This is a genomic window from Stenotrophomonas sp. YJH_SMC_123, from assembly GCF_059368215.1.
Genome location: NZ_JCAFRM010000006.1, coordinates 193,404 through 208,294, shown reverse-complemented (window position 1 = coordinate 208,294; position 14,891 = coordinate 193,404). Strand labels below are relative to the sequence as shown.

Here is a 14,891-nt window from a genome sequence, read left to right as displayed (position 1 = left end):
CTTCACACTAACGCTATCCATCCCAGCCTTTTCGACGTGCCGGAAGGCGTGATAAACCTGATTGTCCACTCGGCCAAATGTGAGCAGTATCCGGCCAGCTTTGACTGGCAGTTTCAGGAGCTTAAGAGGGCCAATACCGATCGCCGCCATCGCAATATTGCCCGGCGTTGGGTTCTCACATGCTTCGTAAATGCCTTTGACGTCCCCGACACCTGGAGTCATGTCCGCAACCCATGGAAGCAACATTCTTGCCTGGGACTCATCGAGGGGATTGGCCATCTCCCTTGGGCTTCCGATAACCTGAAGCCCCTGCGGATCGATCGAGAAGGTTGGCCGAGAGCCAACATATGAGAAGGTGGAAATCCCACCCTCCAATCCAATTGGATCACTCTGCGAATACCGCCCCACCGCCGGGTCGTATTCCCGCTGATAGTTGTAGAACAACCCACTCGCATCCGTGGCCTGCTGGCCCGGGAAGCGCAGCGCCAGCTCGAACGCTACTCCATCACCATCCGGGTCGGTACTCGGAATCTGGTTGCCGAACACTTCGCTCTTGTTGCTCCACTCCCAGATCGCCACATCGCACGCCGGGTCGATCACTACGCGCGGTGTGCCCAGGTGATCCGGCTGCACGTAGGCAAGTTCCGGCACGCCGGTAGCCGGCATGTTGATCAACGCCACCGGGTAGTTGTCCAGCCAGATGGCCTGCTGCTCCGCCTGGCCTGTGGCCGAGTAGTTGCCCAGCCACTGCCCTGCTTCGTCGTACAAGGTGATCTGCGCTGCGCCACCGGCCGGGGTACGCAGCACGCGCTCACCGCGATGATTGTAGGTGTAGCTTTCCAGTACGGCATTGCCCTGCTTCACCGCGTTCATGCGGTTGGCATCGTTGTAGATGAACGACTTGCCGCCGATGCGGGTGGTGTTGCCCACCGCGTCATGGTCGCGCGCTTCGCCGTCCACGGCGGTCAGCCGGTGGCTGGTTGCGGGATAGGTGTAGCTGGCCGTGCCTGCCGAGGTGGTCAGCGCGGTGCGATTGCCGGTGGCGTCATAGGCATAGGTTTCGATCGGCGTGCCGGTCGTGCCGTCCTGGGTCTGGGTCAGGCGACCCAGCGCGTCATAGGCGTACTTGGCCAGCACCGTCGAGCCTGTGCCGTTCTTCAGCTCGGTGATCGAACCGACGGGATCGTAGCCATAGCCCAGCGACAGGCCACCGGCGGCCGGGTCATGCACCGCCTGCGGGCGGTAATCCAGATCCAGCGGACGCTGCAGCTGGCGGCCGTTGCCGTAGGTCCAGCCGGTCGCCGGGCCGAAGGCCGCCGGCCACGATGGGTCAGCGCCATGCGTTCAAGCAGGCCGACAGTGCCCGCGTGCAGGCAGATGATGCCCAGCTGCGGGCGATGCTGCCGCCGGCCATGGCCGCCGACTACGCCGTGCTGACCGAACAGCTGGATGCACCCGGTGCGGAAACCCCGCGCACGATGCCGGACGTGCCGGTAGCGCTGCTGACTGCAACCCAGCTGGCTGCCGAACCGCTGTTCTTCGAGGAAACCGCAGAGGGCAAGGCACTCTGGAAAGCACAGCACGCCCTGCTCTTTTCGGGATTCACGCGCGGCTCGCACCGCTACCTGGCAACCGGCCACACCCTCCAGCGCGAAGTTCCTGCTGCGGTGGTGGCCGCGATTCAATCGGTCTCCGGCACCTCGAAGTAGCTGTTCCAGGCAGGAGCTTCCCGGGCTGTCCCCGGCTACTGCCCACGCAGGCGCACCGCAAAGTACCGCGCCGGGGAAAGGCCAAGCGCTTTCTTGAACATCGTGATGAAGGCCGTCACCGACTCATAGCCCAACGTCTCGGAAACGCGTTGTACGGGTGCACCGGCGGCGAGTTCCCGAATGGCGATGAGCAGGTGCAGTTGCTGCCGCCAGCGCCCGAAGGACAGTCCCGTTTCCCGTTCGATGAGGCGGGTCAACGTGCGCTCGCCGAGGGCCAGGCGCACGGCCCACTGGCCGATGGTGCTGCGGTCTGCCGGATCCGCCGACAGCGCTGCAGCCAACGCCCGCACCTTCGGGTGATGGCTGACCGGCAGCGACAGATGCTCGGCCGGCATCTGCACCAGTTCGTCCAGCAACACCCGCGCCAGCCGGTCGGTGTGGCTGCCATGCGGGTAGTCCAGCGGCGCGTCGGCCAGGTGCAGGATCATCTCGCGCAGCATCGGCGAGATCGCCAGCGTCACGCACTGCGCCGGCAGGTCGACGATGCCGGGCTCGACGAACAGGTAGCACAGGCGCGCGTTGGCGGTGGCGCGGTTGCTGTGCGGCATGCCGCCCGGAATCCAGACGCCACACTGGGGCGGCACGATCCACAACGCATTGGCCACTTCGCAGGTCACCGCCCCATGCAGCGCAAGAATGAGCTGGCCCTTGCGGTGCTCATGCACCGGAATTTCCGCGTCGTGCTCGGCCACCTGCAGGCGGCTGGCAACCGCCGGGCGATCGGTCTCGTCAGGGTCCAGGTCAAAGCCGGGGAGCGAAATGCGAGCCATTCTCACATTGACCGGTTTTAGCGATTGATTGTCATTGTAGCGAAATTCGCCAGTGCGGCCGATCACTAGCATGAGCCGCATGCACTTCCCCACCCCTGCCCGTCCCCACGTGTTCCAGGCATTTGCCCGGTTGAAAAACCCTTCCCTCAGAGCCGATCAGGAAGCGCTGCTGTTCTCGCTCAAATGCCTGCTCGCCGCGTCGCTGGGGCTGTATGTCTCCCTGCGGATCGGCCTGAATCGCCCGTTCTGGGTGATCGGCACGGTCTATCTGGTGTCGCAGCCCCTGTCCGGGGCAACACTCAGCCGCGGCCTGTTCCGCCTGCTCGGTACCGTGGGCGGGGCCGTCGCCACCGTCGTGCTGGTGCCACGTTTCGCCAATGCACCCCTGGTGCTGAGCGCCGCGCTCGCCACCTGGATGGCGCTGTGCCTGTACCTGGCGATGCTCGACCGCACGCCGCGTGCCTATGCGTTCCTGCTGGCCGGCTATACCACCAGCCTGATCGGCTTTCCTGCGGTGATGGTGCCGGGAGACGTGTTCACCATCGCCATCACGCGGGTGCAGGAAATCGCCATCGGCATCCTGGCCGCAACGCTGGTACACGCGCTGGTGCTGCCGCGCCGGGTCTCGATACGCGTGCACGCGCGGGTTGCTGCCGTGCTGGATGACGCGGAACGATGGACACGGGACATGCGCGCCGGTGCATCGGACACGGTGCTGGCGACGGACCGCTCGAAAGTGGCCGCCGACCTGCTCGAGCTGCATGTGCTGTCGATCCACCTGCCCTTCGACAGCGCCCACGGCGTGGCCCAGGTGCAGATCCTGCGCGCCCTGCATGACCGGATGCTGGATGTACTGATGCTCTCCAGCGCGGTGGAAGATTCCCTCGCACGGCTGCGCTCATCACAGGCCAGCGCGATGGATTCGCCTGGCTGGCGCGAGCTGATGCAGACCGGCCTCGCCGCGCAACAGGCCGAGCTCGACCTCGCCCACACCGACTGCCGCGTGCTGCAGGCACAACTATGCACTGCCCGGCCCGACTGGCGCCGACATGTACCTGCCCGCCTTGCGCGACATGCGCAGGGTGCGGTACTTCACCGGGATCATCGGCTTGCCCTGCGCAGCGCGCTGGGCGCGTTCGTCGGCATCCTGCTGAGCTGCGTGTTGTGGATCGTTACCGGCTGGTCGGACGGCGCCACGGCGGTGTCCATCATCGGCACGGCGTGCGTGCTGTTCGGCACGATCGAAGCGCCTGCGCCGCATGTCATGCGCTATCTGGTGGGATCGTTGATCGGCGTTGGCGTCGGCCTGCTCTACGGTCTGCTGATCTTCCCCGCGCTGTCCGATGTCGTCGGCCTGACTGCCGCGCTGGCGCCTGCGCTGCTGCTGTGCGGATCGTTCCTGGCCCGGCCTCCCTTCATCATGGCTGCCCTGGGCGTGGTGCTGACGTTTCCGCTCATCGCGGGACTGGGCGCGACCAATACGGTCAACATCGTCGGCGCACTCAACAACAGCGTAGCGTTGTTCGTGGGTACGACAGTGGCACTGTGCAGCATGCAGCTGTTCCAGACCGCCGATGCGGGCCGCAACCGCGCACGGCTGGAGCGTTCGATCCGTCGGGATATCGCACGACACGCCGCCGGACAAGGTGGCGTGACCCGCGCCTGGCTCAGCCGCATGCTGGATCGAATCGGACTGCTCGCTCCCAGGTTGCAGAGCCGTTCCAGCGCCGCGCACGACGTGCGGGCATTGTTTGCGGACGTGCGTGCGGTACGTGCATCCAACCAACTCCGCGCACTGGCCAAGTGCCAGGACAACCCGCAGGTCCGGGTGCTTCATGCGGCGCTGATCGAACGCGTCGCCGCACATTTCAGGGTTCGTGCCCACGCGCCACGCAGCGTCGACGCCCATCTTCTGGAACTGCTCGACCGCATGCGCGAGGCAGCAGTGGCCAGCAGCGGGGATGATCGTGAGCATCTGTCGCACCTGCTCTGCGGATTGCGCCGCGACCTGCTGGCGCCTGCTCTCACCCTTCGGCACTGACCTCATGTTTTCTGATCTCTCCATTGATGGCGTGCTGATCCCCGGCCTGCTCGCCGTGGCCGCCGCCGCGCTGGCGCTGTCGATGCTGACCTCGCGCCTGCTCGCCAGTCTCGGTCTGTACCGCTTGTTCGCCGCGCGACCACTGGTGGGCCTGTCCCTGTTCGTGATCCTGGCGGAGCTGATGATCCGGCTCTTGCCCCTGCTCGAGAAATGAAATGAAACACCTGCTTGTTGTCATCGGGCGCTGGAGCGCTACGCTGGTTGTATTCGCGATTGCTGTCGTCGCCGCGCTGTCCATCTGGAAGCGTTACGAAACACGCCCGTGGACGCGGGATGGACGGGTCCGCGCCGATGTGGTGCGCGTTGCGTCGGACATGGGGGGGCTGGTCACCCAGGTGCTGGTGCACGACAACCAGCGGGTCAGCGCCGGACAACTGCTGCTGGTGCTGGATCAGCCACGCCTGGCTGCCGCGCTTGAGAAGGCCGACGCAGCGGTCAGCAGCGCACGCGCGACGCTGGCGCTGGCCCGCCGCGAATCGACGCGGGACAACGCACTGGGCAACCTGGTCGCCTCGGAGACACGCGAACGCAATGCGGCCAAGGTCGACACCGAGCTGGCCGCCCTGGCGCAGGCACGGGCCGAACAGCGCGTTGCCCAGCTCAACGTGCAACGCACCGAGGTGCGCGCGAGCACCGACGGCATCGTCACCAACCTGGACCTGCATGCGGGCGATTACCTGCAACCGGGCGCGCAGGCGCTGGCGCTGATCGACACCGGCAGCCTGCGCATCGAGGGCTACTTCGAGGAAACCAAGCTGGGCTGCATCACCGAGGGCGATGCCGCCGTGGCGCGGCTGATGGGCGACACCCGCGATGTCCGCGGACACGTTGACAGCATCGCCGCCGGCATTGCCGACGATCAGCGCTCAAGCACGCACAACCTGCTGCCGGCCGTGGCGCCGACCTATACCTGGGTGAGGCTGGCACAGCGCATCCCGGTACGCATCCGCATCGATGATGCGCCGCCGGATACGCGCCTGATCGTGGGTCGCACTGCGAGTGTGACCATCACGCCCTCGGCACCGGGAGCCTGCAAGTGAGCGTGCGGACAGTACGTGGTGGGCTGCTTGCCCTGTTGCTGCCCCTGACGGCCTGCGTATCCGGCCCAGACTATCACCTGCCTGCGAACGCCGTCGCAGCTTCACAACGGGCTGCGCGGGCGTTCGTCTCGGGCCAGGACCCGTCGCTCAGTCACGACGTGCCACCGGATCGGTGGTGGCACCTGTATGGCGACCCCCAGCTTGACGCCTACGTACGCGAAGCACTGGCGGCCAATACCGACCTGCGCGCCGCCGATGCCAACCTTCGGCGCGCCAGCGCCACCGTGCTGGAGTACCGCGCGCGCGGTGCCGTGCAAGCCGACGTGGATGCATCGGGCACGCTCACCCATGCCGGTGGCTACACCCAGGCATCGGCCGCGCCACAGTCGTATGCGCTCGGCCTTCACCTCTCCTATCCACTGGATCTTGCAGGCGGCATCCGCCGCGGCATCGAAGCCGCCAACGCGGACGCGGAGGCCGTCGCTGCGGCGCGGGACCAGGTCCGCGTGGTCGTCGCTGCGGCCGTCACCCGTGCCTATCTCCAGGTGTGCACCCGAAATCACACGCTCGCTGCAACCCGGCAGGTGCTGGCGGTGCAGCGCGCCACCCTGGACGCAACCCGACGCCTGGCTGCAGGCGGGCGCGGAACGGACTTCGATGTCAGCCGTGCCGGTGCCGCCGTCAATCGCAGCGCGGCGGCGATACCGCACCTGCTGGCGGAACGGCAGGCCGCACTGTTCGAACTGGCCGCATTGATGGGCAGGCTCCCGGCGGACTATCCCAGGGAGGCCGAAGCCTGCCCCCAGCCCCCTGAGCTGGAGCAGGCGCTGCCGGTCGGTGATGGCTGGCAGCTGCTCCAGCGGCGCCCCGACATACGTGCCGCCGAACGCAGCCTGGCCGCCGCGACTGCAATGATCGGTGTCGAGACGGCGGGTCTCTATCCGCAGATCACCTTGGGCGCCTCTTCGGGCGTGGCCGGCACACCGGCGCATCTGCTGTCGGCCGACGGCTTCGGTGCGGGCATCGGTCCCGTGCTGTCATGGCACTGGCCCAACCGCCGCGTGGCCAAGGCCCGCATCGCAGCGGCCGGTGCCAACGCAGATACCGCGCTCGCGTCCTTTGACGGCGTCGTGCTGCAGGCACTGCGGCAGACCGAGACCGCGCTTTCTGCCTGCACGCAGGAGCTTGAACGCGAGCGCAGCCTGGCGCAGGCGCGTGGGGATGCAGCGCGGGCCGCCGGGCAGGCGCAGCAGCTCTACCGTTTCGGCAGGATCGATTTTCTCGACCTGCTTTCGGCCCAGGCCGCGCTGGCAGATGCGGAGTCCGCATTGGCCGTCTCGCGCGCGGAGCGCATTGACCGGCAGATGGATCTTTTCCTGTCGTTGGGTGGAGGCTGGGCTGCAACAGATTCAGCCCCGGGCGGGGTCCAGTGACCCGTTGCCTGGCAGCGGCTGCAGGCCGCGCCGTCTGTTCAGGAATGTACCGCCTACACCCGTATTCATTCACACTGACTGCCCTATATTCCCGCCACAGCGCCGCATGCTGCGGCCATGACGGAGGCATCTCCATGAAGACCACACGCTTGCTTGCCATCGCATTGAGCGCAGCCACCGCGTTGGCTGCGGCCCCCGCGTTCGCCGATCCGCCGCACCACGCCCGTGGCAACGGCCCGCCGCCGCACGCAGGCGGCCCGCACAACCGCGATGCGCCGCCGCCGGGCTGGCAGAAGAAGGCCTGGCGACGTGGCGAGCGCCTGCCGTGGGCCGAAGTGGACCGCCGCTACTGGGTAGACGATTACGCGCGCTATGACCTGCGCGAACCGGGCCGCGACCGGCGTTGGGTGCGTCAGTCCGATAACGAGTACCTGCTGGTGGAGATCGCCACCGGGCTGATCATCGACGCCCTGCATCGCTGAAGCGACCTGCAGCGTCCGCACACGCAGCGATTTACATCGGTGCAGACACCTTACGACCGGGGCCGCCCCGGTCGGCGGTGTCTGCGCCCACGGCGCCCCGCCCGCCTCTGCGGCCCGCCATGCATGCCCTCCCGCAGTGCGATGTACCCGCACATCAGCGCTGTGGCAAAGAGCCCCATCGCCACCAGTATCTCGAATCCCCGCTCACCAAAGAGCAGGCGGATCGATATCTCCAGTGAGCACAGCCTGCCGCAGCGCAGGCCCTGCTCGTTGAAGCCATGGATGAGCACCAGTACGCCCATCAACGTGCACCACGCCACCAGGGCCAGGCTTGCGATGAAGATGAAAGGACGATGGATACGCATGCGCTTGCTGCGGTCCTCTACGGTGATGTCAGGCGCGACGTTGCGATCACGCGATCGGAAGCATCCAGTTCCACCGACCAGGCTTCGGTATCCAGTCCCAGCCGGTTCTCATACCACCATCGGTGCGCACAGCGACCACTGCATCCACGGCTGGCATAGCGGGTAAAGGGAACACCGGCGTGCTCCACCACGTCAGGGGGCCCCAACGCCCGCAGTACCTCGACCCTGCTCGCCCCGACCGGGACCGAGGCGAGCGCGTGGGAATGCCACGCTGAGATCGCCGAGCAACCGGCCACGTACGCCACGAACAGGCCGGCCAGTCCCCACATCAGTGTCCTCATTGACAGATCCCCTCCTGCGCGCGCCCGCGCATCATCCGCGCAGACTCTCTTCGACGTCAAACCCCAACGACAAGCGGACCTGTTGCGGCTCCCGGCAACCGTGCTAGCGTGCGCCGACCGATGTTTCAGGATGAACGCAGGGACACCCGTCGATGGCAGACAAGCGCCGGAAGTGCAGGATCACGCAGGAGCTCGGTCTGTTCGGTGCGGGCCCAAGGGCAGCGCCATGCCGAATCCAACGACCGGCCCTACGGACTGGAACTGCGAGAGCGGCTCAAGCGCCTGGCGCCGGAAGATCTGGTCAGGCTGCTTCCCGGCGGGGACGACAACGATGATCAGCCCTGGAGGAATGATCCGGCGCGCCATCGTCGTGACGCTCTGCAGTGTGCTGTGCGCCTGCGGCCTGGTGATGGACAGTTCGTTCGACACGCTGCGCGAGGCGCTTGACTCCGACATGGTGAACAAGGGATGGATTCCCGGCTGGGTGCCCCACGAGGCGACCGACCTGCGCGAGGTGCACGACCTCGACTCGAACACCAGCGCGCTGGCCTTCACCAAGCCTCCTGCGATACCACTGCGGCTGCCTGCGGATTGCCAGGCAACGACATTCAGTCACAGCGATCCTGTTGCGTTCGATCGATACTGGTGGCCGGGCGACGGGACGCTCAAGTCGTCGTATCGCGTCTTTCGCTGCGCGCCCGAATCCGGAAAATCAGTCTTCGTCGCCATCAACAGGACCGAAGACCACGTGCTCTTCTGGCGAACCTACGCGCGGTGATGCGCCCGCGCCACCCTATTCCTCCCCAGGACCCCATGATGCCCAACGCACGTGCACGCTTCGTCGCCCTCGCCCTGTTGCTCCCGGCGTGGCTGCCGGCCTACGCCACGCAGAATGCCCCCGCCGACGTCAAGGCGATCGAACAGGTGGTCGAAGCGTTCCGCACCTCGCTGATCAACAAGGACAAGCCGACCTACATGGGCCTGTTCTTCTCTGACAAACCGGAAGACATCGGCTGGCAGTTCGTTTCCGAGGATGTGCGCCTGCAGGACATCCGCAAGGCCAAGCCCGATGCGATCAAGGCACGGCAGATTCCCGCCAACAACTTCATCGCGCTGATCGACGGGGCGATGGCCTCGCCGAAGCCGAAGGAGGAGAAGTTCTCCAACACGAGGATCGAAACGGACGGCGATGTGGCCTCGGTCTCGTTTGACTACAGCTTCCACGACGATGGGGTGAAGACCAACTGGGGCAAGGAAATGTGGCAGCTGGTCCGCACCGAGCAGGGCTGGAAGATCTTCTCGGTGATCTACTCGATCCGCGATTCACGCAGCCCGGGCGATTGAACGTCGCTTGACTGGGCCGAACCCAGGCCGCGATCCATTCAGCAAGGGCATTGGCATTCGGCCATCGATCGGGCAGAGTTCGGTCACGCGCAAGGACGCATGCCATGACCCGCCTGCTGATCATCGAAGACAACCCCGAGCTGGTTGCCAACCTGTATGCCTTCTTTGAACCGCTCGGCTACGTGCTGGACGACGCGCGCGACGGCGCCAGTGGCCTGCGCCGGGCCACGCAGCACGACTACGACGCCATCCTGCTGGACCTGATGCTGCCGCGCCTGGACGGCATGACGCTGTGCCAGAAGCTGCGCCAGGAGTTCCAGAACCCGGTGCCGATCCTGATGCTGACCGCACGCGATCCGGTCGAAGACCGCGTGCAGGGCCTGGCCCTGGGCGCGGATGACTACCTGGTCAAGCCGTTCTCGCTGACGGAACTGGATGCACGGATCAAGGCCCTCGTACGAAGGGCACAGGGGCGCCAGGTCCAGAGCGTGCTGGCGTGGAAGGACCTGCAGGTGGACACGCGCTCGCCGCAGGCCTGGCGGCAAGGCCGCTGCATTGCGCTGACGCCCACGTCGCACAAGCTGCTGATGTGCCTGGTGCGTGCAGCTCCCGCCGTGGTGCGCAAGCAGGAGATGGAATACCTGGTCTGGGGCGACGAGCCACCGGACAGCGGCGCGCTGCGAACCCACATCCATGAGCTGCGCCTGCAGGTGGACCGCAACTTCGACACCGCGCTGATCACCACGGTGCACAGCGTCGGCTGGCGCATGCAGGCGTGAGCCCTGCCTCCCTCTACCGCCGCCTGAGCCTGCGCACCCGCATCACGATCTCGTTCGTGCTGTTGATGGCCGGTGCCATGGGCTTCATCGTACTGGCCGAACAGGTCGACTACGACCAGGTCCGGGCTGCTGTCGTCGCACGGACCCAGCACGGCGAAGTGCAAAGGCTGCAGGCCGCGCTGGATCGTGGCCAACGCCCCGCCCTGCCACCAGGGACCCAGCTGTTCGATGCCCAGGACGTGCCATTCGTACTGCGCCAATACGGCCCGGGCTACCACGGCGAAGAGGCGCCCAACGAGTGGCACCTGCGTGTGTTCGACAGTCTTGGCCAACGATACTACCTGCTGCAGGACGCTGCACCCTATGGCTATCTGGAACACCTGATCAATGCCTTTGCGGCACTGGTCATTTCGGTCTGCGTGCTCGGCGCCTTCCTCATCGGCCGCAAGGTCGCTACCCACGTCATCGCGCCCATCACACGATTGGCCGATGCGGTGCAGGACGGCCACAAGCCCTTTCCCTACCAGGACGCACGCGACGAGATCGGCGTGCTCGCGCGCGCCTTTGCCCGCCATAGTGACGAGCTCGAACGGTTCCTGTATCGCGAGCAGTGCTTCAGCGGCGATGCCAGCCACGAGCTGCGCACGCCCTTGGCCATCATCGGCGGTGCTGCCGAAACGCTGGCCTGCCAGCTTCCGGCCGACAGCCACCTGGTTCCCAGCGCGGCACGCATCCTGCGTACCACCCAGGAGATGCAGCGCCAGCTGACCTGCCTGCTGCTGCTCTCGCGTGCCCCCGGCGCCGTGCCGCGCAACGCGGTGGCCCTGCGTCCGCTGCTCGAGTCCTGCATGGAGCGCTGCCAGCCCTGGCTTTCCGGCAAGCCGGTGACCGTTGCGTTTGATGCCCAGCATGACGCCGTGCTGGTCACCAACGCGGATCTGGCGCACAGCATCATCTGGAATCTGCTGCGCAATGCCTGCCAGTACACCGAAAGCGGCGAAGTGCGGATCACCCTCCACGACACCGCACTCATCGTCGCTGACACCGGACCCGGCCTGCCGTCCAGCATCGACCCACGGCAGTTCCAGCGCTTCGTGGCCGGTGGCGCGCACAGCGGCGAGGGGCTGGGGTTGTCGATCGTGCAGCGCATCGTCGAGCACCTGGGCTGGACGATGACCGTGCAATCCTCCGGGCAGGGGTGCCGGTTCACCCTCCGCTGGCCCCGCCCCCCGCATCTGACGGATTCCTGACATCGGGCTGCACATGCTCCGGGCTGCTCCCCCGCTCTGGAGACGGCATGCAGCACCCCAAGGACAGCGGCAAGTACCCGCACGGCAAGACCGGATTGAGCCGCATCTTCCACACCCTTATCCATTCGCGCGATGGCTTCATCGCCACCTTTCGCGGCGAGGCGGCGTTCCGCCAGTTGTTGCTGCTGCACGCTCTGCTGATGGCGGCTGCGTTCGTGCTGGACATCAGCACGGTCGAGCGGGCACTGGTGCTGGCGGTCTGCTTCATCAGCCTGCTGGTGGAACTGCTCAACTCGGCGATTGAAGCCGTGGTTGATCGCATCTCGCTGGAGAAGCATCCGCTGTCCAAGAACGCCAAGGACATGGGCAGCGCCGCGCAGACCACCGCGTTGTTGATGGTGGGTGCGGTGTGGGGCGTGATCCTGCTGGGCTAGCCCGGCAATCCTGACAACTTCCTGATAAGGCCGTTTCGATACTGCGCGCACTCCTGTTCCGCGGAACCTGCTCGTGCGTCAATGCCTCCGTTTCCCGCGGTCCCATCCAATCGTTCTGGTCTGGGCCGCCGCACTGTTCTTCGCCACGATTGGAAACATTGCCCTCTGGAAGACGCTCTGGGGGCTGATCGATCTCAACAGCCTGCGCAGCATGCTGTTCCTGGCCAGCCTGCCGCCGCTGCTGTTCTGCCTGTTCAACCTGCTGCTGACGCCACTGCTGGCACTGCCATTCCTGCGCAGGCCGCTGCTGGTGCTGCTCGTTGTCGTCAGCGCCGCGTGCAGCTACTTCATGCTGCACTACAACGTGCTGATCGATCGCAGCATGGTGCAGAACGTGTTCGAGACCAATCAGGCCGAACTGAACGCCTATCTGTCGCTGCCGCTGCTGTTGACCCTGCTGGCGCTGGGCGTGCTGCCCGCTGCCGGGCTCGCCCTGGTGCGCACCACCAGCGGGGCCGGTTCGATACGTTCGCTGCTGGTGTGGCCGGCCAACGTCCTGGCGTCGCTTGTGGTGCTGCTGGTGATCGGCTTTTCGTTCTACAAGGACTACTCCTCGCTGCTGCGCAACAACCGCTACATCCGCGACCAGGTACTGCCGTTGAACGTGGTGCGCCATACCCACGGCTACCTGAAAAGCCTCTACAGCACCCGCCAGCAACCGTTGCGCCCGATCGGCACGGACGCGCGGCGCGTTCCGGGCCCGCGCCCGAAGCTGGTGGTCATGGTCGTCGGCGAGACCGCGCGTTCACAGAACGTCCAGCTCAACGGCTACCCACGCGCGACCAATCCCCGGCTCTCGCGCAAGGATGGCGTCATCAGCTTCAGTGATGTTTCCTCATGCGGAACCGCAACGGCGATTTCGGTACCGTGCATGTTCTCGCAGATGACCCGCCAGCAATACGACGACGTCCGCGCGGCGACCGAGGAGAACGTGCTGGACATCCTGCAGCGTACCGGCGTCGGCGTGCTCTGGCGCAACAACAACAATGGCGGCTGCAAGGGCGTGTGCGAGCGCGTGCCGACCGAGGACATGCCCGCACTCAAGGTGGCCGGCCAGTGCGTCAACGCCGACGGCACCTGCTACGACGACGTGCTGCTGCATCGGCTCGGCGCACGCATCGACGCCGTCCACGGCGATGCCCTGGTCGTGCTGCATCAACTCGGCAGCCATGGACCGACCTACTTTGAACGGTATCCCGCAGCGTCGCGGGCCTTCAGCCCGACCTGCGACAGCAACCAGATCCAGCACTGCAGCAACGAGGCACTGGTCAACACCTATGACAACACCCTGGTGCATACCGACCAGGTGCTGGCGGAGACCATCGACCTGCTGCAGGGCTATTCGGACCACCGCGACGTTGCGCTGATCTATGTCTCCGACCATGGTGAGTCGCTCGGCGAACGCGGCATGTACCTTCACGGCACGCCCTACTTCATCGCCCCGCGCGAACAGACCCAGGTGCCGATGGTGATGTGGCTCTCAACGGAGTTCAGCCGCAACGCGGGCCTGGACATGGCCTGCCTGCGTGGGAATGCGCTGCGCCGCGCCTACAGCCACGACAATGTCTTCCATTCCCTGCTGGGCCTGTTCGGTGTCAGCAGCAGCGTGTACCAGCGCGATCTGGATGTCTTCGCCGGCTGCCGGGCGACGACCGGCGCACCGCTCGCCACCGCGCCGGCCAAGCGGCACCGGCTGATGCCGGTCACCGCCCGGAACGTGGCACGCTACTGTGCGGCCAGGGCGAAATCCAGGCCGGCGCATACCGCCGCCACCTGGGCGTCGTTGCATTCCTGCGGGTTGGTGCGCGGGCTGTCCGGGTAGACCTCGGTGGTGGTGGCAAAGCGTGCATCGGTGAAGCCGGCGCAGGCACCAATCGAACGCGATTCGCCCCAGACCACGCCCGGCGACTGCAACGGCAGGCCGACCAGGTTGCCCTCGGCGTCGGCCGGGGCGATATGGGTGACCGGGGCGACGGCGGCGATCAGGGCCTTCTGGAACTCGGCCTGCGGATCCTCGCTGTTGCCGATCACGTAGAAGCCGTCCGGAATCGTGTCGCGCTCGAACGGCTTGCCGTCGCGGGCGCAGCGGGCCGGATCGAACTCGTGCAGGTCGCTGTCGGTGGTCTCGTGCAGGTCCAGATGCACCAGCAGGTTCGGCTTGCGCTCGGCCACCCAGCGCATCAGCGCGGCGGCTTCCTCGATCTGGCCGCCGTCACGGAAGCTGCGGTTCGGGTCGATGGCATCCGGGTTCCAGCGCTGGATGCGCTCGTAGCCCCATGGGCTGACGCACGGCGCCACGATCAGGTTCAGCCGGCCCAGGTAGCGCTCGGCCTGCTGTTCCAGGAACTGCAGGGCGCCATGCACGCCACTGGTCTCATAGCCGTGCACGCCGCCGGTGATCAGCGCGGTCGGCAGCGCCGGGTTCCAGTCGTGGTTGACCACGGCGAACAGCGGGTAATGGTCCGGCGCGTAGTCCAGCTGACCGTACTGGATCACATCGAAGCTGTCGTCCAGGCGTTCAAGCGCGGCCACCACATCGTCGTGGTAGCTGCGCTGGCGCTGCTGGCGGGCCCGCCACTGTGCGCGTTCCGCGTCGCCCCAGGGCTGTCCGGGGGTGCCGATCGGGTAGAACTGCGCAACAGTCATTGGGGAACTCCAGGGGTCGAACGGATGGGTGCAGCCGGACATTCTAAGCCTTGTCGCGCCTGCGGGCCCCTCCCCCC

15 protein-coding genes and 2 pseudogenes are annotated in these 14,891 nt (G+C 66.2%); 12 read left to right on the top strand and 5 right to left on the bottom strand.

What is annotated here, in order from left to right:
- Positions 1-303 precede the first annotated feature (303 nt).
- A pseudogene (locus tag AC5P5W_RS14910) lies at positions 304-1,317 on the bottom strand (RHS repeat-associated core domain-containing protein); the annotation flags it as partial.
- Here AC5P5W_RS14910 and AC5P5W_RS14905 point away from each other — a divergent pair.
- Positions 1,317-1,709: pseudogene (locus AC5P5W_RS14905) on the top strand (alpha/beta fold hydrolase); the annotation flags it as partial. The pseudogenes AC5P5W_RS14910 and AC5P5W_RS14905 sit on opposite strands and share 1 nt — an antisense overlap.
- A 35-nt stretch (positions 1,710-1,744) precedes the next feature.
- On the opposite strand, the gene AC5P5W_RS14900 reads toward AC5P5W_RS14905, so the two are convergent.
- A complete protein-coding gene (locus tag AC5P5W_RS14900) occupies positions 1,745-2,539 on the bottom strand; it encodes an AraC family transcriptional regulator (protein WP_014647399.1) in 795 nt (264 codons plus the stop codon).
- A 166-nt stretch (positions 2,540-2,705) separates the two neighbouring features.
- Between AC5P5W_RS14900 and AC5P5W_RS14895 the strand changes: the two genes are divergently transcribed.
- The 5 genes from AC5P5W_RS14895 to AC5P5W_RS14875 all read left to right on the top strand — a co-directional run bounded on the left by AC5P5W_RS14895 (position 2,706) and on the right by AC5P5W_RS14875 (position 7,595).
- Complete coding sequence (locus AC5P5W_RS14895; RefSeq protein ID WP_495221253.1) at positions 2,706-4,580, top strand: FUSC family protein; 1,875 nt, start codon at positions 2,706-2,708, stop codon at positions 4,578-4,580.
- Between the two features lie 4 nt (positions 4,581-4,584).
- Positions 4,585-4,794, top strand: coding sequence for a DUF1656 domain-containing protein (locus tag AC5P5W_RS14890; RefSeq protein ID WP_197574579.1), 210 nt, complete (start codon positions 4,585-4,587; stop codon positions 4,792-4,794).
- Between the two features lies 1 nt (position 4,795).
- Positions 4,796-5,680, top strand: coding sequence for an HlyD family secretion protein (locus AC5P5W_RS14885; RefSeq protein WP_495221242.1), 885 nt, complete (start codon positions 4,796-4,798; stop codon positions 5,678-5,680).
- Complete coding sequence (locus AC5P5W_RS14880) at positions 5,677-7,113, top strand: efflux transporter outer membrane subunit (RefSeq protein ID WP_197574577.1); 1,437 nt, start codon at positions 5,677-5,679, stop codon at positions 7,111-7,113. The genes AC5P5W_RS14885 and AC5P5W_RS14880 overlap by 4 nt, the downstream gene beginning before the upstream one ends.
- Before the next feature lie 134 nt (positions 7,114-7,247).
- Entirely contained in the window at positions 7,248-7,595 is a 348-nt protein-coding gene (locus AC5P5W_RS14875) for an RcnB family protein (protein WP_197574576.1), read from the top strand.
- Between the two features lie 50 nt (positions 7,596-7,645).
- On the opposite strand, the gene AC5P5W_RS14870 is transcribed toward AC5P5W_RS14875, so the two are convergent.
- The gene (locus AC5P5W_RS14870; protein ID WP_197574575.1) at positions 7,646-7,960 is read right to left on the bottom strand and encodes a hypothetical protein; all 315 of its coding nucleotides are present in this window, start codon (positions 7,958-7,960) and stop codon (positions 7,646-7,648) included.
- 17 nt (positions 7,961-7,977) lie between these two features.
- Positions 7,978-8,301: a hypothetical protein gene (locus tag AC5P5W_RS14865; protein ID WP_197574574.1), complete on the bottom strand. Its 324-nt coding sequence runs from the start codon at positions 8,299-8,301 to the stop codon at positions 7,978-7,980.
- A gap of 331 nt (positions 8,302-8,632) precedes the next feature.
- Between AC5P5W_RS14865 and AC5P5W_RS14860 the strand changes: the two genes are divergently transcribed.
- From AC5P5W_RS14860 to AC5P5W_RS14835, 6 genes are all read left to right on the top strand, one after another.
- Positions 8,633-9,079, top strand: coding sequence for a YbbD-related protein (locus AC5P5W_RS14860; protein WP_197574573.1), 447 nt, complete (start codon positions 8,633-8,635; stop codon positions 9,077-9,079).
- 35 nt (positions 9,080-9,114) lie between these two features.
- Complete coding sequence (locus AC5P5W_RS14855; RefSeq protein ID WP_197574572.1) at positions 9,115-9,645, top strand: Cif family virulence factor; 531 nt, start codon at positions 9,115-9,117, stop codon at positions 9,643-9,645.
- Between the two features lie 104 nt (positions 9,646-9,749).
- Positions 9,750-10,424, top strand: a complete 675-nt coding sequence (locus AC5P5W_RS14850; RefSeq protein ID WP_197574571.1) for a response regulator — start codon at positions 9,750-9,752, stop codon at positions 10,422-10,424.
- A complete protein-coding gene (locus tag AC5P5W_RS14845) occupies positions 10,421-11,674 on the top strand; it encodes an ATP-binding protein (RefSeq protein ID WP_197574570.1) in 1,254 nt (417 codons plus the stop codon). The genes AC5P5W_RS14850 and AC5P5W_RS14845 overlap by 4 nt, the downstream gene beginning before the upstream one ends.
- 47 nt (positions 11,675-11,721) lie before the next feature.
- A complete protein-coding gene (locus tag AC5P5W_RS14840; protein ID WP_014647409.1) occupies positions 11,722-12,108 on the top strand; it encodes a diacylglycerol kinase in 387 nt (128 codons plus the stop codon).
- A gap of 73 nt (positions 12,109-12,181) precedes the next feature.
- Positions 12,182-13,990 carry a phosphoethanolamine transferase gene (locus AC5P5W_RS14835; protein ID WP_197574569.1) on the top strand — a complete coding sequence of 603 codons (1,809 nt, stop codon included), beginning with the start codon at positions 12,182-12,184 and terminating at the stop codon, positions 13,988-13,990.
- Here the strand turns inward: AC5P5W_RS14835 and AC5P5W_RS14830 are convergent.
- Positions 13,894-14,814, bottom strand: a complete 921-nt coding sequence (locus tag AC5P5W_RS14830) for a M14 family metallopeptidase (RefSeq protein ID WP_032962492.1) — start codon at positions 14,812-14,814, stop codon at positions 13,894-13,896. The genes AC5P5W_RS14835 and AC5P5W_RS14830 overlap by 97 nt on opposite strands.
- Between the last annotated feature and the right edge of the window lie 77 nt (positions 14,815-14,891).

What these genes read in the sequence shown, in the direction of transcription:
- AC5P5W_RS14900 (WP_014647399.1), bottom strand. Translation starts at nt 2,539, where the DNA reads ATGGCTCGCATTTCGCTCCCCGGCTTTGACCTGGACCCTGACGAGACC.
- AC5P5W_RS14850 (WP_197574571.1), top strand. Translation starts at nt 9,750, where the DNA reads ATGACCCGCCTGCTGATCATCGAAGACAACCCCGAGCTGGTTGCCAAC.
- AC5P5W_RS14860 (WP_197574573.1), top strand. Translation starts at nt 8,633, where the DNA reads ATGATCAGCCCTGGAGGAATGATCCGGCGCGCCATCGTCGTGACGCTC.
- AC5P5W_RS14840 (WP_014647409.1), top strand. Translation starts at nt 11,722, where the DNA reads ATGCAGCACCCCAAGGACAGCGGCAAGTACCCGCACGGCAAGACCGGA.
- AC5P5W_RS14865 (WP_197574574.1), bottom strand. Translation starts at nt 8,301, where the DNA reads ATGAGGACACTGATGTGGGGACTGGCCGGCCTGTTCGTGGCGTACGTG.
- AC5P5W_RS14890 (WP_197574579.1), top strand. Translation starts at nt 4,585, where the DNA reads ATGTTTTCTGATCTCTCCATTGATGGCGTGCTGATCCCCGGCCTGCTC.
- AC5P5W_RS14885 (WP_495221242.1), top strand. Translation starts at nt 4,796, where the DNA reads ATGAAACACCTGCTTGTTGTCATCGGGCGCTGGAGCGCTACGCTGGTT.
- AC5P5W_RS14870 (WP_197574575.1), bottom strand. Translation starts at nt 7,960, where the DNA reads ATGCGTATCCATCGTCCTTTCATCTTCATCGCAAGCCTGGCCCTGGTG.
- AC5P5W_RS14830 (WP_032962492.1), bottom strand. Translation starts at nt 14,814, where the DNA reads ATGACTGTTGCGCAGTTCTACCCGATCGGCACCCCCGGACAGCCCTGG.
- AC5P5W_RS14875 (WP_197574576.1), top strand. Translation starts at nt 7,248, where the DNA reads ATGAAGACCACACGCTTGCTTGCCATCGCATTGAGCGCAGCCACCGCG.
- AC5P5W_RS14855 (WP_197574572.1), top strand. Translation starts at nt 9,115, where the DNA reads ATGATGCCCAACGCACGTGCACGCTTCGTCGCCCTCGCCCTGTTGCTC.